At 66.8% G+C, this 23,370-nt stretch carries 17 protein-coding genes and 1 pseudogene; 5 read left to right on the forward strand and 13 right to left on the reverse strand.

Annotated features, from left to right (window positions below; genetic code table 11):
• Window positions 1-4: 4 nt before the first annotated feature.
• From AC0HS0_RS09690 to AC0HS0_RS09710, 5 genes are all read right to left on the reverse strand, one after another.
• Complete coding sequence (locus tag AC0HS0_RS09690; protein ID WP_472963594.1) at window positions 5-1,543, reverse strand: glycoside hydrolase family 43 protein; 1,539 nt, start codon at window positions 1,541-1,543, stop codon at window positions 5-7.
• 81 nt (window positions 1,544-1,624) lie between these two features.
• On the reverse strand, window positions 1,625-2,458 hold the full coding sequence (locus AC0HS0_RS09695; protein ID WP_472963595.1) for an ATP-binding cassette domain-containing protein: 834 nt from the start codon (window positions 2,456-2,458) through the stop codon (window positions 1,625-1,627).
• Window positions 2,455-4,218: a dipeptide/oligopeptide/nickel ABC transporter permease/ATP-binding protein gene (locus AC0HS0_RS09700; protein ID WP_472963596.1), complete on the reverse strand. Its 1,764-nt coding sequence runs from the start codon at window positions 4,216-4,218 to the stop codon at window positions 2,455-2,457. The genes AC0HS0_RS09695 and AC0HS0_RS09700 overlap by 4 nt, the downstream gene beginning before the upstream one ends.
• Complete coding sequence (locus AC0HS0_RS09705) at window positions 4,215-5,159, reverse strand: ABC transporter permease (RefSeq protein ID WP_472963597.1); 945 nt, start codon at window positions 5,157-5,159, stop codon at window positions 4,215-4,217. The genes AC0HS0_RS09700 and AC0HS0_RS09705 overlap by 4 nt, the downstream gene beginning before the upstream one ends.
• A 23-nt stretch (window positions 5,160-5,182) precedes the next feature.
• The gene (locus AC0HS0_RS09710) at window positions 5,183-6,574 is read right to left on the reverse strand and encodes an ABC transporter substrate-binding protein (RefSeq protein ID WP_472963599.1); all 1,392 of its coding nucleotides are present in this window, start codon (window positions 6,572-6,574) and stop codon (window positions 5,183-5,185) included.
• 188 nt (window positions 6,575-6,762) lie between these two features.
• Between AC0HS0_RS09710 and AC0HS0_RS09715 the strand changes: the two genes are divergently transcribed.
• The 4 genes and pseudogenes from AC0HS0_RS09715 (at window position 6,763) to AC0HS0_RS09730 (ending at window position 11,853) form a co-directional block, all read left to right on the forward strand.
• Window positions 6,763-7,950, forward strand: a complete 1,188-nt coding sequence (locus AC0HS0_RS09715) for a LacI family DNA-binding transcriptional regulator (protein ID WP_472963600.1) — start codon at window positions 6,763-6,765, stop codon at window positions 7,948-7,950.
• 138 nt (window positions 7,951-8,088) lie between these two features.
• Window positions 8,089-8,283 (forward strand): annotated as a pseudogene (locus AC0HS0_RS09720) (DUF5060 domain-containing protein); the annotation flags it as partial.
• Window positions 8,284-8,370: 87 nt separating this feature from the next.
• Window positions 8,371-9,663, forward strand: a complete 1,293-nt coding sequence (locus tag AC0HS0_RS09725; protein WP_472964174.1) for an apiosidase-like domain-containing protein — start codon at window positions 8,371-8,373, stop codon at window positions 9,661-9,663.
• Window positions 9,664-9,825: 162 nt separating this feature from the next.
• Complete coding sequence (locus tag AC0HS0_RS09730) at window positions 9,826-11,853, forward strand: hypothetical protein (RefSeq protein WP_472963601.1); 2,028 nt, start codon at window positions 9,826-9,828, stop codon at window positions 11,851-11,853.
• A 27-nt stretch (window positions 11,854-11,880) separates the two neighbouring features.
• Here the strand turns inward: AC0HS0_RS09730 and AC0HS0_RS09735 are convergent, their stop codons facing one another.
• A complete protein-coding gene (locus tag AC0HS0_RS09735) occupies window positions 11,881-12,543 on the reverse strand; it encodes a TetR/AcrR family transcriptional regulator (RefSeq protein ID WP_472963602.1) in 663 nt (220 codons plus the stop codon).
• A gap of 271 nt (window positions 12,544-12,814) precedes the next feature.
• Here AC0HS0_RS09735 and AC0HS0_RS09740 point away from each other — a divergent pair, with 271 nt between their 5' ends.
• Complete coding sequence (locus tag AC0HS0_RS09740) at window positions 12,815-14,314, forward strand: MFS transporter (RefSeq protein WP_472963605.1); 1,500 nt, start codon at window positions 12,815-12,817, stop codon at window positions 14,312-14,314.
• Window positions 14,315-14,368: 54 nt separating this feature from the next.
• Here AC0HS0_RS09740 and AC0HS0_RS09745 read toward each other — a convergent pair whose 3' ends face one another.
• From AC0HS0_RS09745 to AC0HS0_RS09775, 7 genes are all read right to left on the reverse strand, one after another.
• Entirely contained in the window at window positions 14,369-16,768 is a 2,400-nt protein-coding gene (locus AC0HS0_RS09745) for a glycoside hydrolase family 3 N-terminal domain-containing protein (RefSeq protein WP_472963606.1), read from the reverse strand.
• Between the two features lie 111 nt (window positions 16,769-16,879).
• Complete coding sequence (locus tag AC0HS0_RS09750) at window positions 16,880-17,905, reverse strand: sugar-binding transcriptional regulator (protein WP_472963608.1); 1,026 nt, start codon at window positions 17,903-17,905, stop codon at window positions 16,880-16,882.
• A 41-nt stretch (window positions 17,906-17,946) separates the two neighbouring features.
• Window positions 17,947-18,924, reverse strand: coding sequence for a sugar phosphate isomerase/epimerase family protein (locus AC0HS0_RS09755; RefSeq protein ID WP_472963610.1), 978 nt, complete (start codon window positions 18,922-18,924; stop codon window positions 17,947-17,949).
• Window positions 18,921-20,423, reverse strand: coding sequence for an FGGY family carbohydrate kinase (locus AC0HS0_RS09760; RefSeq protein ID WP_472963612.1), 1,503 nt, complete (start codon window positions 20,421-20,423; stop codon window positions 18,921-18,923). The genes AC0HS0_RS09755 and AC0HS0_RS09760 overlap by 4 nt, the downstream gene beginning before the upstream one ends.
• Complete coding sequence (locus tag AC0HS0_RS09765; RefSeq protein ID WP_472963614.1) at window positions 20,420-21,376, reverse strand: transketolase family protein; 957 nt, start codon at window positions 21,374-21,376, stop codon at window positions 20,420-20,422. Before AC0HS0_RS09765 ends, AC0HS0_RS09760 begins: the two co-directional genes overlap by 4 nt.
• Window positions 21,373-22,275, reverse strand: a complete 903-nt coding sequence (locus AC0HS0_RS09770) for a transketolase (RefSeq protein WP_472963616.1) — start codon at window positions 22,273-22,275, stop codon at window positions 21,373-21,375. The genes AC0HS0_RS09765 and AC0HS0_RS09770 overlap by 4 nt, the downstream gene beginning before the upstream one ends.
• Window positions 22,272-23,153: a nucleoside hydrolase gene (locus AC0HS0_RS09775; protein ID WP_472963618.1), complete on the reverse strand. Its 882-nt coding sequence runs from the start codon at window positions 23,151-23,153 to the stop codon at window positions 22,272-22,274. Before AC0HS0_RS09775 ends, AC0HS0_RS09770 begins: the two co-directional genes overlap by 4 nt.
• Window positions 23,154-23,370 lie beyond the last annotated feature (217 nt).

Consider the following 23,370-nt stretch of genomic DNA (forward strand, 5'->3'; position numbering starts at 1 on the left):
GAGCTCAAGGGCGTGGCGTCGGTCGGTAGTCGAACCGGTGGAGGATCGAGTCCGCGTCTGCCGCCCCGACGCCGAGCACACGCCCGGTGAACCCTCCTGCGACTTCCGTAGAGAGGTAACGCCCGTCGAGTCGCGCGAGTTCATGGAGCTCATCCGCTCGCGCGTATGAGAGCCCGATGTCATCGGGGCCGCCTTGGCCGAACGGTAGCTTTCCGTGCGCCGGGTCCAGGGCCGCGATCCGCAGACGGATCTCACCGTCCCCGACCTCCTCCGACGCGACGACCTGCTCCAGGTCGCCGATACGCGCGGTAACGCTCACGCGTCCGGCCTGAAGGGTCAATTCGTACCAGTGACGCTCATCGATCCTGAGCTGCAACCGGCCGGAGGTCTCGAAGAGCGCCTCTGCAGCCCAGCGAAGATCCTGTACCCGACAACACAGCAGATCCGCGCCACCGTTCTCGCCGCCCGTGAATGCGATCCCCTCGCGTGGTAGGCGGCTGACGACGGCCATGGGCTCGCCGCCGGGAGTCACCCAACGCAACGCGAGGTCGTCTCCACTGAAGTCGTCGGCGAATGCCGTCTCGACCGCCGGGTGCGTGAAGCGATCCTCATCGAAAACCGGCCAGCCGCCGAGCCAGTCGACGCCGGTCAAGAAGGTCTCCCGTCCGAGCACGTGGAAGCCCGGTGTCGGACCTGTGGGCCGGGCGGCCAGGTAGACCGCGGCCCAGCCGCCGTCCGGAGTCTCGACGAGATCCGCGTGGCCGACGTTCTGGACCGCATGGCCGGTGCTGCGGTGAGTGAAAACGGGGTTCCATGGGCACGGTTCGAAGGGCCCTGTCGGCCTCGTGCTTCTGGCCGCCGTGACACAGTGGCCGCGTTCGGTGCCGCCTTCGGCCAGGATCAAGTACCAATAGTCATCGATCCGATACAGATGGGGGCCCTCGGGCGCGAGCAGTCCGGTCCCCTGCCAGAGCGGGTAGTCCGGGGCGAGAAGCCGCCCGGAGGTGAGATCGATCGGCGCCTGACGGATCCCCCGGCCGGCAGTGCGGAAATCCAGCGCGTTCCATGTCAGGTAGCACGTCCCATCCTCGTCCCAGCACAGGTCGGGGTCGATGCCGGTGGCCTCGGGAACGAAGACAGGGTCGCTCCACTCCCCTGCCGGGTCCTCCGCAGAGACGATCAGTTGACCGCCACCGAAGTCGCTGACGTTGGTGGTGATGAACCAGAATCGTCCATCGTGGAATCGGAGGGTCGATCCGTAGATTCCCGTCGAGGGCAGGTCGACACCGTGTCGGAATTGGCTGCGCCTGGTGAGAATGTTGCCGATCTGGGTCCAGGTCTCCAAGTCCGTGCTGTGGAACAGCGGGGCGGCAGGGAAGTACTCGAAGCTGGAGTTCGCGAGGTAGTAGTCGTCACCAACGCGGCAGATGGTGGGATCGGGGTAGAAGCCGGGCACGATCGGCTCGGTTGACGCGGGAACCCGCAGTTGTTCCTTGCCGAGCGGAGATTCGGTAACGAGGCGGTTCGGGCTGGTCGACGTCATGGTGGTCCGTTCTGGTGGTGAGGTTCTAGAGCTGGGCGAGCGCGTCGGACCGACGGAGGCGAGTACGGTTTCGCGGCGAGGTCAACCAGCGATCGCGGGCGCTTCCGACGCGAACAGTCGGATGCGTTCCTCGCGCCGTTCCCGCTGCTGCTGGGGGTCTGCGACCGGCGCGGACATCTGCAGTCGCCGGGTGTAGTCGTGGTGCGGGTGGTGGGCGACCTGCGTCGCCTCGCCGAGTTCGACGATCTTGCCCTGATACAGCACCGCGATTCGGTCGCTGATCGCGTTGACGACGCCGAGGTCGTGACTGATGAAGAGGTACGCCACGCCCGTGCGATCTTGAAGCTCCCGCAACAGGGTGAGCACGCGGGCCTGCGTCGTCACGTCGAGAGCGCTCGTCGGCTCGTCGCAGATGATGACGGAGGGCTCCAAGGCCAGGGCACGGGCGATGGCGATGCGCTGTCGCTGTCCGCCGGAGAACTCCTTCGGAAACCGGCCCCCGGAGTCCGCCGGCAGGCCGACGGAGTCCAGGAGAGCTCGCACGCGTTTGCGACCGTCGCGGATTCCGACCGTCTTCAGCGGCTCGACCAGGATGTCTTCGACCGTCATCGACGGGTTCAGCGAGGAATACGGGTCCTGGAATACGACCTGGATGTCGCGGGCGATTTTGCGACGGTCCGCGCGGCGCAGATTACTGATGGTCTGACCGCGGAAGTCGATGGAGCCGCCGGTGACCGGGGCGAGGCCCAGGATGGCGCGCCCGATCGTGGTCTTGCCGGACCCGGACTCGCCGACCAGGCTCAGGGTCTCTCCGGAGTGCAGGTCGAATGAGACGTTGTCGATGACCTGTTTGGAGTGACGCCCGGAGCCGAACGTGACGTCCAGGTCCTGAACGCGAAGGATGGTTTCGCTCACGATGCCTCCTCGATGATCTCAACGCTCCGGGAGGAGTCGAGGAGCTCTTTGGTGTAGGCCTCCTGCGGGTCGGCGAAGAGGGACTCGACGGCCGCCTCTTCGGCGATCCGGCCGTTGCGCATGACGCTGACCACGTCGCAGATGTCGGCGACGACGCCGAGGTTGTGGGTGACGAGGATCATCGCCAGTCCGCGCTCCTTGCTCAGTTCGCGAAGCAGTTCCAGGACCTCCGCCTGGACGGTCACATCGAGTGCGGTGGTGGGCTCGTCGGCGACGATGATGTCGGGGCCGGATGCGATGGCACCGCAGATGAGGACGCGCTGCGCCATGCCTCCGGAGATCTCGTGCGGGTACATACCGAAGACGCGCTCGGGGTCCCGGATGCCGACCCTCGTGAGGAGCGCCAGGAGTTTCGTTCGCGCTTCCTTCTTGGACAGCGAGGTGACGGCGCGGAGCCCGTATGTGAGCTGCGCCCCGATCGTGAACGAGGGGTCCAAGTTCGACATCGGCTCCTGGGGCACGTAGCCGATCCGGCTTCCACGCACTTTCGCCAGCCGCTTGGGGTCGGCAAGGAGGTCTTCGCCGTCCAGCCAGATGCTGCCGCCGAGGATCACCGCCTCTCGGGGGAGAATGCCGAGAGTGGAGAATGCGATCTGGGACTTGCCGGAGCCCGATTCGCCGACCAGGCCGTGGATCTCGCCCGGACGGACATCGAGGTCGACGCCGTGGACGACTTCCTTGACCTCTCCGTTGGCTTCCGGGTATCCGACGCGGAGCCCGCGAACGGCGAGTGCGAAGTCTCCGCGAGGCAGAGCTCGAACCGGCGTGTGCTCCTGCTGGACGCTGAGGCGGCGGCGCCCGCGGACGGTCAGCGGCTTGACGCCGGTGGACTGGAGCTCGTCGCGGAGCACGTTGCCGAGGAGTACGAGGCACAGGATGGTGATGCTGATCAGCAGGGCCGGCCACCAGACGCCGACCGGGTTGTTGTAGATGTTGTTGAACGCGTCCTGCATGACGCTTCCCCAGGAGGGCTGCCGCGGGTCGCCGAGCCCGAGGAAGTCGACACCGGCCTGGATGCCGATGCCGGCGGCGATGATGAAGGCGCTCTGGATGATGACCGGGCCGCGGACAGCCCAGAGCACGTGCCGTCCGATGATGCGCGTGTTGGACAGGCCGACGACGCGGGCGGCGTCGACGTAAAGCTCGTTGCGGACACCGAAGACGACGGCACGTACGAGACGGAAGAAGGTCGGGGCGACGAGGATACCGAAGACGGCCATCGCGGCCGGGATGTTGGGCCCGGTCAGTGTGTACAGCGCGATCAGCAGAACGATTCCGGGCAGCGACATGATGACGTCGGAGAAGAATCCGCTGATGGCCTCGAAGCGTCCCCGGAAGAAGCCGGCGAGGAGGCCCGTGCTGACACCGAGGATGACAGAGACGACCAGAACGATGATCGCTCCCACGATCGTGGGCTGGGTCCCCCACACCAGGCGGGAGAAGATGTCGCGTCCGGACTGGTCGGCGCCCAGCAGGTGTCCTCCTGAGAACGGCGGCGCGTTGACTGCGTCGAGGTTCGTCTCATTCGGCGGGATGGGCGCGATCAACGGAGCGAAGACGCCGAGGACGACGACGAGCAGCAAGAAGGCGATGGTGATCGCGCCGAGCGGGTTGGCCAGGAGGCGGACGACGAGCGGTCGACGACGCCGGGCCTGGCGCTCGACGGCGAGGATCGATTCGGTCGTGGGATGGAGAGTCATCGCGTTCGTGCTTTCGGATTGAGAGCTGCGTTGGCCAGGTCGCTGAGGAGATTGACGACCAGGACGAAGATGATGGTCACGAGCACCACGCCCATGACGATGGGAACATCGCCCTGCTGCGCGGAGATGTTCGCCAACTGTCCGATGCCGGGCAGCGCGAAGATCTGCTCGATGAACACGGCCCCGCCGAGGAGGGCGATGCTCTGCAGGCTCAGTGCGGTCAGTCCCGGGCCCGATGCGTTTCGGAGCACGTGCCGGAAGAGCAGAGGAGTGTTCGAGATCCCGCGTGCTCGCAACGTTCGGACGAAGTCGCGCCCTTGGACGTCGAGCACGGCTCCTCGGACCTGCGTCGCGGCGCCGGCGATCGAACCGATCAACAGTGCGAGCACGGGCAGTGCGATCGATCGGGTCCAGCCCGACGGATCGTCGGTGAGGGCTACGTATCCCGTCGCGGGGAAGAGCGGAATGGCGATCGCGAACGTGAACACCAGTCCGACGGCGATGATGAAGGCAGGGACCGCGGCGCCCAGGACGGTGAGGAACTGGACGACCCTGTCGATCCAGCCGCCGAATATGGCCGCTGCGACGCCGACGATCACGCTGATGATCAGCGTCAGCAGGAGCGTCACCAGCACGAGGGAGAGGGTCACCGGGACCCGGGTCGCCAACGCATTGTTCACAGACTGGCCTGTGAAGTACGAGTGACCCAGGTCCCCGGTGAAGACTCCGAGGAGCCATTTCCCGTATTGCACGAGAAGAGGCTGGTCGAGTCCCAGCTTGACGACTTCCTTCGCCACATCGGACTGCTGTGCGTGCAGGCCCAGGACGCCGCGGGCGATGCCCTCAGCGTTTCCGAACATCATGCAGAACGTGACGAAGGTGACGACGAGGAAGACGCCGATCGCTCGGGCGAGCTTCTTCGTGATGGAGAGTGCCAGCATGGGACTCGAACCTCTTCCCGGTGTTACTTGAAGTCCCGCAGCAGCGGGTTGAGCCCGGCGAAGTCAGACGTCTTGTTGACGGTGATGCCGTTGCGGTAGGCGTAGAAGTTGTCCGGGTAGACCATCGGAACGAACCACGCCTGGTCGGTGATGTACTTGTTGAGGTCCTGTTCGGCCTTCTTCTGGTCGGCGCCGGTCGTGGTGGTGATCTTGGCCCAGAGCGAGTCGACGGTCGCGTCCGGCTGGTGCTCGACGTTCCAGATACCGCCCTGCAGGACGTAGTCGTAGATGTCCTGCAGCGACTCGCCGTAGTTGCCGAGGCCCCACAGCGGCACGGGGAACTTGCCGCCGAGCAGGTCGCTGTACATGTTCGGACCCGAAAGCGTCTGCTGTTCCACCTTGATGTTGATCAGGCCGAGCTGCTGGGTGACGTACGGGAGCAGCTTGTCCACGCCCGTGTTGGCGATCACCGGGATCGTGAGGGTGAAGCCGTTCTCGTAGCCGGCATCCTTCATCAGCTGCTTGGCCTTGGAGACGTTGAAGGGGTAGGGGTCCTTCATGTTCGGGATGTACGCGTCGCTGCCCGGTCGGAAGATCTGGTCGGCGGGAGTCGCGTGGCCGAGGTACAGTTTGCTCGACATCGCGTTCTTGTCGAAGACCATGTTCATCGCCTGGCGTACCTTGAGGTTGCCGAGCGCCGGGATCACCTTGCCCAGGTGGTCGGTGATGAGCAACCGCGTCGTGTTCGGCGCCTTCAGGGTCGTCAGGTTGAGCCCGGAGGACTTCACCTGGTTGACGGTGGAGGTGGTGACGAGCGAGCCGTCGATCTGTCCCGTCTTCAGCGCGTTCAGGACGGCGGTGTCGCTCGTGATGACCTTGACCACGAGCTTCTTGTACGGGTACTCGCCGGCACCCCAGTACGCGTTGTTCTTGTCGAAGGTGTAGACGGATCCCGTCGTTGAGTGATCCTGGTCGAGGATGTACGGGCCGGAGCCGACCGGGGTGGAGTGATCCTTGGACGCGAGCGCCTTCTCGCTGGTGAGGTTGAAGTAGCAGGTGCTCAGGATCATCAGCGGGTTCGCGGTCGGCCAGGTGACACTCACGTGGGTGGCGTCGGGAGCGTCGACCTTGATGTCCTTGTACCGGGCGGAGCCGGCGCCGGAGGTCGCGGCATACTCGTAGTTCGCCTTCACTGCGGCGGCGTCGAGCGGGCTGCCGTCGGTGAACTTCTGTCCCGCGCGCAGCGTGAAGCTGAGGGTGCGCTGGTCCTTGCTGATGGTCCAGCTCTTGGCCAGGCCGGGCAGCGGCTTGCCGAGGCTGTCGCACTGGAGCGGAGTGTCCCAGACCGCCATCATCGGGTAGTTCTGGTACGAGGGCTGGTTGGTGGAATCCCAGCCGGTGATGTCCTGGGTCATACCCAGAGTGAGTGTGTCCTTCGACTTGCTTGCCGAGGAGGAGCCGGATCCGGAGGTGCAGCCGCTGAGTGCGACTGCTGTGATCAGGACCGGGGCCGCGAGCGCGAGTAGCGCTCGTCGTCGGGTGCTTCGCATTGCAACTCCTTTGTTGGGGGGATGTCGCCGAACCCGGTGAGGGGGCACCTGCCGTGGTGGATCTTCGACGTGCATCGTTCTACAGATCGAAGGTAAGAACGTCGCCTTTCATAAGCAATCCACGAGCCTCTTTTTGCGCAAACGGGTCTCGGTTTGGTCACGTTGCTTCGAGTTCCAAGCTCGGCTACCGTCAGCTCATGACCGCCGGCGACTCACCCAACCTGGCGCTGCCGAAGCGTCGCGCGACGATCCGGGACGTCGCGGCCGCAGCCGGCGTATCGACGTCGGCGGTGTCGAAGGTCCTACGGTCCGCCCCGGGAGTGAGCGCACAGATGCGCCAACGGGTGACCGACGCGATCGACATGCTTCAGTACCGACCGCACGCGGGAGCCCGCGGGATGCGCGGCACGTCGTACACCATCGGCGTCATGCTCACGGACTTCTCCTCGCCGTTCCAGCCCGAGATCGTCGAAGGAATCTCCGCTGCCCTCGATGGCACGTCGTTTCAGGAGATCGTCGTGCGTGGCGGCGTCGATCCTGCCCAGCAGCGACGAAGTATCGAGGCGCTCTTCGACCGTCAGGTGGACGGTCTCGTGGTGATAGCGCCGTGGACGTCACAGGCGTGGCTCGAGGACCTAGGCCGTGACATCCCCACCGTGGTCGTGGCGCGCCACGGTTCGGCGCGCCATTTCGACACGGTGGTCACGGATGACTTCCGCGGTGCCGAGCTGATGGTCGAGCACCTCGTCGAGACGGGATACCGCACGATCGTCCACACGAGTCAGCCTTCTGGCGGCCTCCGAGGCCAGCATGTCCTCTCGCACACGGAGCGCCAGCGCGGATACGAGAGCGCGATGCGCGCGCACGGACTCCAGCCCGATGTCGTCTCGACGGCCTACACCGAGCAGGGTGGAGTCCGGGCCGCGGAGATACTGCTGGGCCGCGCGGAACTGCCCGCCGCGGTCTTCGCGGGCGCCGATATCGCCGCGCTCGGAGTACTCCGCACGTTCGACGAGTCCGGACTCCGAGTCCCCGAGGACGTCGCGATCGCAGGATACGACGACATCGCATTGGCCGGGTTCCCTCGCGTCGGCCTGACGACGATGAACCAGTCGGCGAGTGAGACCGGCCGGGCCAGCGCTCGGTTGCTGCTGGAACGGATCGGCGGCCGTACCGACCCTATCCGGTTCCTTATCCCGCCGACGCTCAGAGTCCGCGCTACGACGTCGAATCCACGCTGACGCCCTCAGCACCACCCGACCCTACGGGACACCGGAGGCGAGGTTTTTGCGCAACGAGACCTCTCGAACATGAACCCGCGCCGGCGCTCGGCCACGATGGTGCAGACGGCGACCGACGCCGGAAGAGCGAGGAGACCCATGACGAAGGTCGCGCAATGGCGAGTGCATGAGATCGCGTTCGAGAGCTCGGCCGGGCGGCCGCACGACGGCCGCACGGTCGAGGTCGTCTTCGGTGGCCCCGGGTCGGAGTCCCTTCGCAGAACCGCATTCTGGGATGGCGGGAGCACCTGGCGGGTCCGCGTCGCCTTTCCGGTGACAGGCGAGTGGTCGTATCGCACGAGCTGCTCTGACCCGCAAGACACGGGCTTGGACGACCGGACAGGGACCATCGTCTGCGAAAAGCCGGTCACGGAGCTCGGTGTGTACGCTCACGGATTCCTGAGAGCATCCGACTCTGGCACGCACCTCGCGCACCACGACGGCGCACCGTTCTTCTGGCTCGGCGACACCCACTGGCGCTTCGCCTGGGAACGCTGGGACGAGTCCAACCGGCCGGGATGGTCCTCGCAGTTCCGTGGCACTGTCGACAAGCGCGTCCACCAGGGGTTCAGCGTTTACCAGTCGAACATCCTGTCGTGGAGCCCACCGGAGTTCTGGGACCGCCTCGTCGCGGACGACGAGCTCGACCTGTCGTTCTTCCGCGACGTGCTCGATCCGCGCTTCGCGTACATCGCTGAGCGCGGGTTGATCCACGCGGTCGGACTCGGCTGGTACGACGCCGTGGACGCCCGGCCGGAGGCGATGCTGCGCTTCGCCCGCGAGGTCGTGGCTCGCTACGGCGCCTATCCGACGGTGTGGACGCTCGGCGGCGAGGTCGCCGGCTACGACCCGGCCCTCCGAGCGCAGCGTCTCTCCGCTTGGGGCGACGTGGCGCGCGCGATCGACAGCGCGGACGCCTACCACCACCCGATCACGGCGCACCTCACCAACGAGCGTCCGATGCCGGCCGACTTCCAGGACGAGGAGTGGTTCGCATTCTCGCTCAGCCAGCTGGGGCACGGCGACAAGGCCGCGGGCCGGGCGCACTGGGCCGGCCATCTCGCCGCGCACCCCGGCAAGCCGCTCGTGGAGGGCGAGAGCTTCTACGAAGGCCTCACCAGTGTGGAGCCCAACGGGCGCCGCACCGTCACCGACACGATGGTGCGCCAGGTGGCCTACCGCGCGATCCAGTCCGGGTGCTGCGGATACTCATACGGCGGCCAGGGGATCTGGAACGGCGCCTGGGACGGGCGCGACAGCACGTCGATGTGGGGCGGACTGCCCTGGTTCGACGGCGTCGAGCTCCCCGGCGCGACCCAGCTGGGACACCTCCGCCGGTTCTACGAGGGGTTGGAGTGGTGGACGCTGAGGCCGGCTCCGGAGGCGTACCGGACCGACTTCTGGACGAACGAGTACTTCTACCCACCGCTCGTCTCCACGAACCCGGCGCGCACGACCGTCGTCGTCTACTTCGGCGAGACCTACCGTCACGACGAGGGGAGCGCGTGGATCACCGGCCTCCCGGAGGAGCCGTTCACGGTCGCCTGGTTCGACCCGCGCACCGGGGAGCGGCTGGAGGCCGCGCGGTCCGTGCATCCCGAGGCGGGTGCGATCGCCATTCCCCTCGCGCCGACTGCCGGTGACTGGGTCCTGCTGATCTGCGCTGAGATCTGACTGCGCCATGACACCCGGCGAACTGCGCCGGTCGCCTCATTTTCACAGTGCGCTGGTCAGTTTTGGGCTGGTAAGTGCGCGATTGAACCGGTTAAACTTGGTATTCACTCAAGTTTCGCCGTACAGTGTCCCTCACGCGACGACGCGACGCAGGGAGGATCCATGTCCGACACCATCACTCGAACCGACCTCGAGGACACCATCTTCGATCGACCGTATGTCGACGTCGACGAGGAACGCACCGAACCGTATCCGTACCGCTACGTGCACGGCGGGTTCGAGGGCACCGAGACGCGCTTCTCGTTCTACCTGCCGCCCGAGCAGACCTATGAAGGCCGCTTCTTCCAGCACATCACACCCGTCCCCGAGAGCGAGCATCTCGCCCTCGGGCTCAGCGGAGCCGAGGACAAGATCGGCTTCGCCTTCAGCTCCGGCGCGTTCTTCGTCGAGACGAACGGGGGCGGCGCGATCGACCTCTCCCGCCCGCAGCTGGAGACCGACCCGACCATCGGCGCTTACCGCGCTAACGCCGCGGTCGCCCGTTACGCAAAGATCCTGGCGCAGGAGATCTACGGTGAGCACCGCACCTTCGGCTACGCCTACGGCGGCTCGGGCGGCGGCTTCCGCACTATTGCGTGCGCCGAGAACACCCGCGGCGCGTGGGAGGGCTTCGTGCCGCACGTGATCGGCAGCCCTGTCGCCATCCCGAACGTCTTCACCGTGCGCATGCACGCGATGCGCGTGCTGCGCGACGTGCTCGACGGGATCGTCGACGCGACAGAGCCCGGAGCTACATCTGCGATCGACGCGGGACTGGATCCCGAACAGCGCGCGGCCCTGGCCGAAGTCACCAGGATGGGGTTCCCCCCGCGGGCGTGGCACGGCCACCGCACGATGGGGACGCAGGCCTTCGGCGTGCTCTACCAATCGCTCGAGGCCATCGATCCGACCTACTTCGACGACTTCTGGAGCGTGCCGGGCTACCTCGGCGCCGACCCGGACTCCTCCGTGCACCGCGACCGAGTCATCCTCACAACCGGTGTTGCCGAGACCTACACCCGCGCCGAGGCCGGTCGCCTCGGGTTGCTCGGCGAGTCCGCGACCGAAGGCCCGTCAGGCGGTGTCGACGAGGCGTTCAAGGGCCCACGGGCCGGTGGCGACATCGTCGTGGCCGTCCGCCTCGCCGACGCACCCCGCACCGACCCGGCGAACGCGATCCTGACCGTGCTGGACGGCCCCGCATCCGGGACACGCGCCAACCTCCAGCGGGTGACCGACGATCTGGCCGTCGTCGACTTCCCCGACCTGTACCCGGCGCTGCGCGAACTCCGGCCCGGGGACCGTGTCACCGTCGACAACAGCAACTTCCTCGCCGCCCAGACCTACCATCGCCATCAGGTTCCCGCGGCGGAGTTCGCCGTGTGGGATCAGTTCCGCGACGCGGGTGGCGACCCGATCTTCCCGCAGCGCGACGTCCTCGTCGGCCCGCTGATGACCCGGGGCGCCTCGGGAACGCTGCAATCGGGAGACATCGCCGGGAAGATGATCATCGTGGAGGCTCTACACGACCGTGAGGCCTTCCCCTGGCAGGCCGACTGGTACGCAGGCAAAGTCCGCGAACGGCTCGGCGATGCCACCGACGACCAGCTGCGCGTCTGGATGATCGACCGCGCTCTGCACGCCGATATCGGCGAGCAGGAGCACCCGACGCACACCGTGTCCTACCTCGGGGCGCTCCACATCGCCCTGCGGCAGGTCGCCCGCTGGGCGGAAGAGGGCATCGCACCAGCGTCCTCGACGCACTACCGCGTCGACGATGGGCAGATCGTCGCTCCGGCCGCTGCGGCGGACCGCCGCGGCGTGCAACCGACAATCGAGCTCGTGGTCGCGGGCAGCGACCGTGCAGACGTCGCCGCGGGTCAGACCGTGACGGTCACCGCCACCGCGAAGGTCCCGCCTCATTCCGGCGCGATTGTCGAACTCGCCTGGGACCTCGACGGCAGCGGTGCATTCGTGGACGCGGAGCCAGTGGCAGCGGCCGAGATGGTCACGTCCCGCCAGTCGTTCGCCTTCGACTCCCCCGGCACCTACTTCGTGACCGCTCGGGTCACCGCGCAGGGTGATGGAGACGCGACGAGTCCGTTTGCCCGTGTTCAGAACCTGGGCCGCGTGCGCATCGTGGTGAGCTGACCGCGCATCCGGCGGCGCGTGCACGGCTCAGAGCTCTAGCTCGTCCAGCTGCGCCCGCGCCGCCATCACCTGCTCGCCGATCAGGAGACGCAGCCCGGCGAGGAGAAGCCGGTTGACGTCGATGTCTTCGTGCAGGTAGGCCATCGCGCCCAGTCCGTTCCACATGGCGACGAACTGCGTCGCGGCGTCGCGAGGGTCGATCTTCGGATGGACGAGCCCGATCTCCTGCCGGGCTTGGATGAGTTTGGCGAAGATGCCGATCGCCTGCGCGTCGCGCTCCTCGAAATACTCCGCGGCGGGATGGCCGGGCGTCGCCGCCTGCCCGCGCAGCATATACAGGAGGCGGGCGCGCGGGCTCGTGTCGATCCCGCGAGAGGCGGCGAGCGTCGCCTCGAAGAGTTCGAGGCTGTTCGGATCCGGCTCGAACTCACCGCTGAAGTGGTTCGCGACACCCGATTCGGCGGCCGTCAGCTCGTCCGCTCGCTGTAAGGCCGCCACCAGAAGGTGGTCCTTGGTCGGGAAGTGGTACAGGACGGTCGCTTCGCTGATGCCGGAGCGCTCCGCAACGAGCGTCGTCGTGACGCCCTCGTGGCCCACCTCGTCGATCAGTTCCAGGACGGCGGTGGCGACGTCCTCGCGGCGTTGACGAGATCGCGCGTATGGGCCGCGCTTCGCACCCGGGTTGCTCATTCGATCACTTTACCGACCGAACTTTCGGAGCTGACGAAGAAGGGGCCAAATACTCTCGTGTGCTCGATTTTTGCGTGTCGATTAGCGCAGCGACGTACCACCTTGCCCCGCCGGAATGTCCTCGGACGAATGAAAACCCCACCTCACTCAAGTTTCGGCTTGCTTTTGGGGCTGGGTCGGTCGTACAGTTCTCTCACCACAGACTCACGCGCCGCTTCGGCGTCCGATAATGCAGGGAACGATGACGATGGCGTCTACGAAGGAAGCACCGGTGGCCGAGAAGCCGACCAGAGAACAGCGGGCCGAGGCCAAAGCCGAGAAGCAGCGCGACCGCGTCTCGATCTGGCGGGTGATCCCGTGGTCGGCGCACTCGTTCTCAATGAACGCGCTGATCGTGATGACCGGCTACTTCACGATCTACGCGACCGACACCCTCAAGCTCAACCCCGCTATCGTCGGCGGTCTCCTCGTCGTCAGCAAGATCCTCGACGCCGCGGGAGCCCTCCTCACCGGCTGGATCGTCGACCGGGCGCCCGAGACAAAGCTCGGCAAGGCCCGCCCATTCGACCTGATCATCATCGCCTGCTGGGCCGCCACCGCCTTCCTGTTCTCGACCCCGGGCAGCCTCGGCGACGTCGCGAAGTACGCCTGGATCTTCTCGTCATACATCCTGCTGACGGCCCTGTTCATGCCGCTCTACCAGGCCAACAACCCGCTCTTCACCGCCCGCGTCTTCCCCCGCCGCGAGCATTACAGCGACGTCTCGGCCAAGACCGGACTCGTCACCGTCCTCGTCGCCATCATCATCACGGTCGGGATGCCCATCGCGATCCAGGCCGCCGGCAAGGACCCCGCGGCATGGTCGCTCGTCGCGATCTGCATCGCCGCCCCCGCAACGCTCATCGGCCTCATCCGCTTCTGGGTCTTCCGCGAATCCCCCGAGGCCGCTGAGATCCAGGCCGAACGCGTCAGCATGCGCGAGATCTTCAGCACGCTGCGGCGCAACCCATACATCTGGGTGCTGTCGGCGATGTCCATCCTCGTCGGCGTGTACGGCAGTATCGCGGCCGGCGCGTACTACTTCCGCTACATCGTCGGCAATATCGGGCTGCAGGGCATCGTCGCGATCTCCTACGTCGCCCTCATCCCGTTGATGTTCTTCTTCCCGGCGTTGATCCGGAAGTTCTCGATCTCCCGCATGATCGCCGTCTCCAGCTTCATCGGCGCGGTCGGCTACCTGGTGATGCTCTTCGCCGGCGCGAACCTCCCGCTGATCATGGCGTCCGCTGTGCTCACCGGCCTCGCTGCGCTCCCGATCAACTTCCTCGCGCCGATCCTCATCATCGACAACGCCACTTACAACGAGTGGAAGGGCAACCGCCGGCTGGAGAGCGTCGGCGGCGCGCTGTTCTCGTTCTCCGGCACCGTGGGCGCTGCGATCGCGGCGGGCGTGCTCGGTTCCGTGCTCGCTGTCACGGGGTATTCGGGCGCCGCGAACACGCAGAGCGCGACGGCCGTACACGGCATCATTGCCCTGAACAGCTGGATCCCCGCGATCTTCGCCGTCGCCACCGGCGTCGTCGCCCTGCGCTACCACCGCCTCGAGCAGAACATGAAGACGATCACCGCCGACGTGCTCGCGCGCCGCGAAGTGCTGGTCGAGTCGGCGGTCATCGCCGGAGCGCCGCTGACCGGCACGGAGGCGGTCCGCGTGGTGCGGAGGGAGCGGAACGCTCCCTTCGCACGATCGGGGCGCAAACGGAACGGCTGATCCGGGCCCGACCGAGCGAGCGGCCCTCCCCAGGCGGGGAGGGCCGCTCCGTCGTCACACCGTGACCGCGACCTCCGCGAAGAACACTCGCTCGGCCGACGTCACCACCCGACGCTCCCCTTGCAGTTCGAATGAGCCGGACTGCCGTCGGTCGTCGGAGTCGAACCCGATGAAGAAGTCGACCTCCCCCGGCTCGACGGAGAACCGGTCGTCGAGACCGGTGAAGGCGAATTGGGTGGCGTCGACCGTGAATTCCACGCGACCGCCCGTGCCCGCGGGGAGCTCGACGCGCACGAAGCCGACGAGCTGCTCAGCCGGCCTGGTCACGCCGAACGCATTGACGCGCGCGTAGAGCTGGACCGTTGCGACACCGTTCCTTTCCCCCGAGTTTCTGACGGCGGTCGACACCCGCCAGACGCCGTCCGTCGACGTCGCGTGCTCGCTCGCGAGGTCCGACAGATCGAACGTCGTGTACGACTCTCCTGCCCCGAAGGGGAACAGTGGAGTGGCCGGCATATCGAGATACAGCGTCGCGACGTCCGGCGGCAACGGGTTCCGGTGGCCGGTCCCGGCCTTCTGGTGGTAGTACACCGGGATCTGCCCGGAGTGCCGCGGGATGCTGTACGGCAACCGCCCGCTCGGGTTCACACGGCCGAAGAGGACGTCCGCGACGGCGGCGGGACCGAACGGACCACCGTAGGGCGCGACGACGATCGCGGCCGCGTCGAGGACCGCGGGCGGCAGCGCGTACGGTCGCCCCTGGAACAGCACGACGACGAGGGGGGTCCCCGTCTCCGCGACTGCCTCGACAAGGCGCCGCTGAGCAGCCGGGAGCGCAATGTCGGCCGAATCGCTGCCCTCGCCCTCCGTGCGCTCCCCGTTGAACCACAGGCTCGCACCGCCCAGTGCCAGCACGGCGACGTCGGAGGCACGTGCGGCCTCCACTGCGGCGCCGAGCTCATCGTCGCCCAAGTCGCAGGTCAGAGTGCTGCCTTCGAACGCCGCGGCGTTCGAGGAACGGAAGGCGATCTCGTCGATCAGGGACGTGGCCCCGAGCGTGGTCCGCACGAAATCCTCGACGGGCGTCTGCGGGAAAAGGGCGGAGTTCCATTCCGCCATGCCCGGGTCGATCCCGACCATGTTGCCCATCCCTCCGGAGGACATGAACACCGTCATGTCCCGGAACGCCGGGTACGTGTAAGTCGGGAACTGCAGCTTCACCGCGTCGGCATGCGGGCCGATCACCGCCACGCTCGGGTCGCGCTCGGCCAGCGGGAGGATCCCGTCGTTCTTCAGCAGCACGACCGATCGGTTCGCCAGCTCGCGGGAGAGCTCGCGCCCCTCCATCGCGACCGCGGCCACGTCGATCCGTTCCTGCGGGTACGGGTTCTCGAACAGCCCCAGGCGGAACTTCGCAGTCAAAACGCGGTGCACGGACCGGTCGATGTCGTCGACGTCCACCCGGCCGGCCTCCGCCTCCGCCGCGAGCACGTCGCCGTAACCGTAGGGCGTGGGGAACTCGGTGTCCAGACCGGCGTGGATCGCCAGCCGGGCGGCCTCAGCAGGGGTGCGGGACACACGCTGGCGCGTGACCATGTGCTCGAGCGTCATGTAATCCGACGAGACGAAACCGTCGAAGCCCAGTGTCCCTCTCAGGAGTTCGGTGAGGATCTGCCTGTTGCCGCCCGCCGGGACGCCGTCGACGTCCGAGTACGCGTTCATGACCGAGCCGAGGCCCGCCACCTGGATGGCGGCCTCGGTGGTGAAGGCGAACAGATCCCTGGTGCGGCGCGGGCCGCCTTCATACGCCGAGAGGTTCACACCGCCCTCGGGAGCGGAATAGCCGATGAAATGCTTCGCCGTTGCCAGCACGCCGTCCGCCAGGTCGCCCGTCTGCAGGCCGCGTGTGAAGGCGACGCTCAGCGCCGCCGCGAGGTACGGATCCTCGCCGTATGTCTCGTGGAAACGACCCCAACGCGGGTCGAGGGCGATGTCCATGTTCGGCGACAGCGCCTGCCGGACACCGACCCGTCGCAGCTGTGCGCGGATGACGCCGGCCATCTCCTCGACGAGGTCCGGGCTCCACGTTGCACCGAGGCCGACGGCGGTCGGGAAGACCATGTGGCCGCCGGCGAGCACGCCGTTCAGCGCCTCCGCGTGGACGAGGAGCGGGATCCGGTGGCGTGTGCCCTCGATCATCGTGCGCTGGAGGTCGCCGACGATCCGGGCCATCGTCGCCGGGTCGTCGACGCCGAAGTTGGCGACGCTGCCCGGACCGGCCAGCAGCATGTCCGCGCGCTCGGCCGGCTCGGATCCGTCGGGTTTCACGAGCCACCAGACGGGGACCGAGACGAGCTGGAAGCACTTCTCGCGCATCGACAGCCGGGCCAGCAGAGCGCTGGCCCGCTGTTCGGCGGGCAGACGGGCGTCGAGATGTTCTGAGGTGAGGGTCATGAGTAATCCACTCGGACTCGACCGCCGCAGCCGGCGCGCCTTCGTGGCTGCCCTGACACCGGCGGAGTGCTTCGAACCTACGAAACCGGAGGGGCGACGACAAACGGGCGCTCAGCTTTTGCGCAAAACGTCCGCGTCGTCGATGAGGCGCAGGGCCGTCGCCCGGTCCGTGACGAGGATGTTGATCCAGCCACCCGTGATCGCTCCGCGGATCGCGGAGTACTTGCGCGCTCCGCCCGCTACGCCGACCCGGCGCGGGATGGTGAGGAGGGTGTCGCGGTCGACGCCGAGCACCCGGTCGTCGAGGTCCGTCGCGACGGGGAGCCCCGCTTCGTCGAAGAAGCGCAGGCAGACATCGCCCACTGCGCCGGCCGCGCGAAGCACCGTGCTCTCGGACTCGTCGACCGCGTTGCCGGACGAGGCCAGCAGCGCGGAGGGCTCCAGGGTGCCGATGCCCGCGAGGAGCAGAGTGAGGTTGCGCCATTCCCCGGCCAGCGAGCCGAGGTAGCGATCGTCCATGAGCGCGTCGCGTGCCGACTTCGAACCGACGATGCCCGGCGCGGGGAAGAACTTCGGCGAGGCTCCCGTGACACGGGCGAACTGATCGGCCAGGTGATTCGCCTGCACCTGGACCTCCGGACGCCCGACCCCGCCGAGCACCTGGACGAGCTCGCGCGCGGCGCGCACCGGTGCCGACGGCGCCATCGAGTTCACCGTCGCCAGGAGCGTCTGCGACCAGGAGGAGATCCCGATGCGCTCCGTGGGAGACAGGGTGTTCTCCAGGTAGACCGCCGCGGCGGAGCCCAGCGCGGCGAGCAGCGACAGCTCGTCGGAGGCGATCGGCTCGCCGATGACGGCGTCGATGAGCCCGTACCGCTCGGTGAGGGCCTCCTCGATATCCGAGTAGAGGCCCTCGGGCGACACGACCACAGTGCGGACGATGCCGGACTCGGTCGCCTGCTTCAGGAGACGGGAGACCCGGGACTGCGAGAGGTTGAGACGTTCGGCGATCTCCGGCTGGCGCAGCCCGGCCTCGTGGTAGAGCTTGGCCACCTTGGTGACGAGCGACAGCCGCTCGTCCGTCCTGAGAGCGGGCGACGACAGCGCACTGGAGGCGGGGCTCGCCGGTTCGGTCATGCCGCCAACTCTAACCGGCGAGTGCCAGGCGTCTGGCGGGCTCACCAGCCGTAGAGCGCATCCTGGGCGAGCTCCATCGCCGCCACGGCATCCTGCCGCGACTGCGCTTCGGCGAGCGCGGCGAAGTCGAGCCGGTCGAGCCCCTGCTCCGCCTTCTTCAGGAACCGGATCGCTGACTTCGCTGCAGCGACAGAGTCCTCGCGGAAGGGGAACTGGTCCAGCTGCCAGACGCCCTCCCAGCCATTCTTCCGAAGCGTGACGAAGAACTCGAACAGTTCGATCGGGTGCACCGTGCCGGCGATCATGTCGTCGTCCCACGAGCGCAGGTTGTCGTTGACGTCCATCCCGAAGAGGCGGCCGTAGTCGATCGCGAGCTGCGCGGAGTCCGCCGGCGACTCGCCACCGAAGAGGGCGTGGCCGAAGTCGAGAAGGATGCCGACGTTGGGCAGCCCGATCTTCTCGATGCCGAGGAGCGTACGGGCGACGGAGTCGAAGCTCATGTGCACGCGCGGCTCGCGGGGCTTGTACTCGATGACGAACTTGAGGTCGGGGTTCTCGGAGGCGAGCTGCCCGACGCCGTCGAGGGAGGCCTTCCACAACGCGCCGTGGTCCACCTGGAACGGATAGTCCCAGCCGTCCTGGCCCGGCCACAGCTTCACGTAGTCGGCGTCGAACGCGCGCACCTGGTTCGCGGCGTCGGAGATCAGCTCGTGCGCGAGCCGGCGGACGCCGGGGTCGGGGTTGGTGAAGGACCCCTTGGCGAAGACGCGGGTATAGATCTCGGGCGTGATGCCGATGACGGAGAGCTTGTTGCGGTCCAGCGCCTCCTTGATCTGCTCGTTGCTGAAGTCGCCCCCGAAGAACGGATAGTTCAGGTCGACGACGTCGAGGTCGCCGACCTGCCCGGCCAAGTCGATGGCGTCGAGAATGGTGCGCGGCTCGCCGTAGCCGTCCGTGGCGTAACGGTCGACGTAAGTGGCGAAGTGCCAGATGCCGGCACCGTACTTCTGGTTGCTCATGGGATCTCCTTCAGCGTGTCGTGGGTGAAGTCAGGACGGTCGGTGGTTTGTCGTCGCGCACGGTCGACAGCGGTATGCCATCGCGCCCGGCGAGCTCTTCGCTCGGCGAAGAGGGTCTCTGGTTCGAAGACGACGGATCGTCCTCCCCAGGGCGGGGCTTCCTCGCCCCAGATCCCGGCGGTCTGCCCGGCAAGCCATGCGGCGCCGAGTGCGGACAGCGATGTGTGCTGTGGCCGCACGATGCTGCGTCCGGAGATGTCCGCCTGCAGCTGCATGACGAAGTCGTTGCCTGCTGGGCCGCCGTCGACGTGAACCCGCTCGATACGAGACTCAGCTCCGTCGTCTGCCGCGGCGAGCACGTCTTCGATCTGCAGCGCGATCGATTCGACGGCCGCGCGCGCCAACTGCGAACGGCCGGTGCCGAGGGTCAGCCCGCTGACGACACCGACGGCGTGCTCGTCCCACCAGGGTGCCCCGAGTCCCGCGAACGCCGGGACGAGGTCCACCTCCGCCGGGGCCGCGTTCTCTGCGAGACGCACGATCTCGGCTGCGTCGGTGCCGAGGAGTTCGGCCAGCCACATGAGTGTTCCACCGGTGGACAGGATGTTGCCCTCGAATGCGTGCGCGAGGCGGCCGCTGCGCGACCAGGCGATCGTGTCCGTCAGGCCGGTGACCAACTGTCTCGAGCCCAGACCCATGATCGACGATCCGGTGCCGTAGGTGACCTTGACCGATCCGGCTTCGCGGATCCCGTGGCCGAAGAGCGCGGCGTGCGAATCGCCGAGGACGCTCAGGACGGCTGATCCACCGAGGTCGAGGCCTCGAATCGGGGCGCTCGCGGCGTCGGAGTCGGTGACCGGCGGGAGAGCGGCGGATGGGATGCCGAACGCGTCCAGGAGGATGTCGCTCCATTCACCACAGCGGTGGTCCAGGAGCTGCGTCCGGCTGGCATTGCCGCGTTCGATGCGACGTTCGCCGGTCAGTCGGTGCAGGAGCCAGGCGTCGACGGTGCCGAGTGTGATCTCACCGTTGCCGGCGCGGCGGCGGTCCGGGTCGATCCGGTCGAGGATCCACGCGAACTTGAGCGCCGAGAACATGGGATCGACGGGCAGCCCTGAGATGTCCCGGATTTCCTGGCCGATCATCGAAGTATTCAATCGCTCCGCGACCGACGCAGTCCGGCGATCCTGCCAACCGAGGATCGGGCTGAGAGGCTCTCCGGTCTCGGTGTCCCAGGCGACGGCGGACTCGCGCTGCGTGCTGAGCGCCACGCCCGCAACGGCGAGATCGACCTGATCACGGAGGGTGCTGAGCACCGACTCGACCGAGCTGGCGACCTCCAGTGCGTCTTGTTCGACCCACCCTGGCTCCGGATGAGTCTGCCTGAGCGGGATGCTTGCTGTGGCCAGGACATGACCCTCACTGTCCAGCGCAAGCCCCTTCGTCGACCCGGTCCCCTGGTCGACGGTGAAGATCACGCCGTCCCGAAGTGCTTTCATCTCCACAATGCTCGCAGGGCGGCGGCGCGGATAGCAGGGGCGGTCAACCCGGCGTGCTCGAGCAGGAATGAGGCACCGCCGGTGGGTGCGAACTCGCGGAAGCCGAGGATCTCCACCGGGACTCGATGGCTGCCGGCCGAGACGGTGGAGGCGACTGCCGCACCAAGGCCTCCGGCGACGTTGGCCTCCTCGACCGTCACAATCGCGCGGGTTTCCGCAGCGGCACGGGAGATTGCGTTCTCGTCCAAGGGGGCGAGGTAGACGGCGTTCAGCACTCGAGCGGAGATGCCTTCTCCGTTCAGAGCCGCGGCGGCTTCGAGGGAACGGGAGACGGTCGTCCCCGTCGCGATGATGGTGACATCGCTGCCGTTGGTGAGTTGCTGGAACTTGCCGCGTTCGAGTGTGTCGGTCTGCGTGGACAGGTCGGGGACCTTGAACCGGCCGACGCGGATGTAGGTGGGGCGAGGGTTCTCGACGGCCTGTCGGATCGCGGCCCGGGTCTGGCTGCGGTCGGCCGGGATCACGATGTCCAGGCCGGGCAGGGCGCGGAGCCAGGAGAAGTCTTCGATGGAGTGATGGGTCGGGCCGAGTTCGCCGTAGGCGACGCCAGGGCTCATTCCGCACAGGATGACCGGGAGCTGACTGTAGGCCACATCGGCCTTGATCTGCTCGAGCGCGCGGCCGGTGAGGAACGGGCCGGCGCCGCACACGAAGGGGATGAGCCCGGCGTTGGCCAGTCCGGCACCAACGCCGACCATGTTCTGCTCGGCGATGCCGACGTTGATCAGCCGGTCGGGGAATCGTTCGCGGAATCCGCCGAGGTTGCTGGAGCCGACGGAGTCGTTGCAGACGGCCACGATCCGCTCATCGACGTGGGCGAGCGCGATCAGTTCGTCCGCGAACGCGACGCGGTTGTCATAGGTCGGAACGGTGGTGTCAGTGGTGACGGTCATGACAGTTCCTCCAATGCCTGCTGAACCTGTTCCGCCGACGGCACCTTGTGGTGCCACTCGACCCGGTCTTCGATGAACGAGACGCCCTTGCCCTTGATGGTGTTCGCAATCACCGCGACCGGCTTGCCGGTGGTCGAAGGACCGAATGCAGAAAGCAGCTGCGCGTAATCATGGCCGTCGATCTCGCGGACCTCCCAGCCGAAAGCATCGAGCTTGGCGTCGAGCGGATCGAGCCGGTTGGTGTCCTCCGTGCGGGCGCCCTGCTGCAGGCGGTTGCGGTCGACCACCACGGTGAGGTTGTCCAGTTCGAAGTGCGCGGCGGACATGAACGCCTCCCAGTTGGAGCCTTCCTGTAGTTCTCCGTCACCGGTGACTACGATCACCCGGCTGCCGTCCTCTTTGAGCTTGGCCCCGATCGCGGCACCCACGCCGACTGGCAGGCCGTGACCGAGGGGCCCCGTGTTCGTCTCGACGCCGGGAACCTTATTTCGGTTCGGGTGGCCGTTCAGGGGCGAGAGAGGCTCCATGAAGGAAGACAGGCGTTCCGTGGAGAAGAAACCGGCATATGCGAGCGTGGAGTAGAGGGCCGCCGAGCAGTGGCCCTTGGACAGGATGAATCGATCACGGTCGGGGGCGGTGGGTTCAGCGGGATCGACGTTCAGCGCGGAGAGGTAGGCGACAGTCAGGATGTCGGTGACGGAGAAGTCCCCCCCGATGTGGCCCAGCTGTGCTCGGTCGATCATCGTCACGATGGAGCGGCGGATGCCGTTCGCCCACTGGCGCAGCAACTCGCCCTTCGTTGCGGGATCGGCTCCGGCGATCGCGATGCGTGCCGCGAACCAACGGCTGCGAGCGTCCTGGTCGACGGTGAGGGGTGGTGGGTTCAGCACGGCGGTCATCGTTCTTCTCTCCGGGCGTGTGCAGAGATCTTGGCGAACATGTCCTCGAGGAGGTAGCGCACGTCGACGCTGTCGGCGACACGCACCGATCGGCCTTCGACTGAGACGTTGGTCATACGCGCGTTCTCGTCGAACACTCGGACGGGCCGGTCGCGCCAAACAGCTCCGAGAGGGTTGAGAACCACGCTCACGGCGGGTGAGTCGCCCAGCGAGCGGTACTCGAGCTCCACGTCGATGTGCGCCTCGTTGAACTCCTTCAGCTGACGGACGAGATACGCGCCGAGTTCGCCTGCAGGTGCGACCTTCTCGTCGAGTTCTGCATAACCGACCGAGACCATCTGATAGACGTTCATGGGGATCTGCCAGACACGCAGCCGCGACTGGAACACCACGTTCGCGGCAGCGATGTCATTGGACAGGTTGAACTCTCCGTGCTCGCCACCCACGATGTCGTCGTAGGGTGTCCCGCCGATCCACACGACCGTCAGGTCAGGGTTGTCCGCAATCGTCGGGTCGAGGAGAAGGGCTGACGCCATGTCCGTCAGCGGCCCGAGGAAGATCACGAAAAGTGGCCCGGGTCGATGCGCGGCCTCGACGATGAGTCGGGCGCCGGCCGAATCCTGGGGAGTTTCGGCGTTCGCCAGCGCGCGCTCCGCGCCATTCGCAACGACTGGTGGGTGCTCGAGGTTCAGCAGGCGCAGCAGGAGGTCGATCTCCTCCCGGCTCTCCTCGGTGCTCCGAGTCGTCCGATGTTCGCCGAAATGCGCTGCGATCACCCCATCGATCTGCAGTGAAGGGGAGAGCAACGCATGAACGATCGCGAACTGATCGTCGGCCTCGTTCTTGGCATCGGTGTTGATGATTAGTCGGCGCTTCATTGGTCCTCAAGAATCGTGCATAGCTATTCAGTAGTAGAATTCCATTCATTGTGCCATATGGCGGCCGGTTTTCGGATCATCGACAGGTGAATTGCGCAAATAGCTTTCGGCGCGAATGGGGAGTGACCTACAGTCCATGAGCGACCAGTCGGATGCGGCACTCATTCAGTTCGTAATCACAAACGTCGCCCCACGAAGGCGAGCTACAAGAAACGGA

Source organism: Leifsonia sp. PARNA 1/14 (assembly GCF_055720965.1).

What these genes read in the sequence shown, in the direction of transcription:
- AC0HS0_RS09690 (WP_472963594.1), bottom strand. Translation starts at nt 1,543, where the DNA reads ATGACGTCGACCAGCCCGAACCGCCTCGTTACCGAATCTCCGCTCGGC.
- AC0HS0_RS09700 (WP_472963596.1), bottom strand. Translation starts at nt 4,218, where the DNA reads ATGACTCTCCATCCCACGACCGAATCGATCCTCGCCGTCGAGCGCCAG.
- AC0HS0_RS09705 (WP_472963597.1), bottom strand. Translation starts at nt 5,159, where the DNA reads ATGCTGGCACTCTCCATCACGAAGAAGCTCGCCCGAGCGATCGGCGTC.
- AC0HS0_RS09710 (WP_472963599.1), bottom strand. Translation starts at nt 6,574, where the DNA reads ATGACCCAGGACATCACCGGCTGGGATTCCACCAACCAGCCCTCGTAC.
- AC0HS0_RS09730 (WP_472963601.1), top strand. Translation starts at nt 9,826, where the DNA reads ATGTCCGACACCATCACTCGAACCGACCTCGAGGACACCATCTTCGAT.
- AC0HS0_RS09735 (WP_472963602.1), bottom strand. Translation starts at nt 12,543, where the DNA reads ATGAGCAACCCGGGTGCGAAGCGCGGCCCATACGCGCGATCTCGTCAA.
- AC0HS0_RS09745 (WP_472963606.1), bottom strand. Translation starts at nt 16,768, where the DNA reads ATGACCCTCACCTCAGAACATCTCGACGCCCGTCTGCCCGCCGAACAG.
- AC0HS0_RS09750 (WP_472963608.1), bottom strand. Translation starts at nt 17,905, where the DNA reads ATGACCGAACCGGCGAGCCCCGCCTCCAGTGCGCTGTCGTCGCCCGCT.
- AC0HS0_RS09755 (WP_472963610.1), bottom strand. Translation starts at nt 18,924, where the DNA reads ATGAGCAACCAGAAGTACGGTGCCGGCATCTGGCACTTCGCCACTTAC.
- AC0HS0_RS09760 (WP_472963612.1), bottom strand. Translation starts at nt 20,423, where the DNA reads ATGAAAGCACTTCGGGACGGCGTGATCTTCACCGTCGACCAGGGGACC.
- AC0HS0_RS09765 (WP_472963614.1), bottom strand. Translation starts at nt 21,376, where the DNA reads ATGACCGTCACCACTGACACCACCGTTCCGACCTATGACAACCGCGTC.
- AC0HS0_RS09770 (WP_472963616.1), bottom strand. Translation starts at nt 22,275, where the DNA reads ATGACCGCCGTGCTGAACCCACCACCCCTCACCGTCGACCAGGACGCT.
- AC0HS0_RS09775 (WP_472963618.1), bottom strand. Translation starts at nt 23,153, where the DNA reads ATGAAGCGCCGACTAATCATCAACACCGATGCCAAGAACGAGGCCGAC.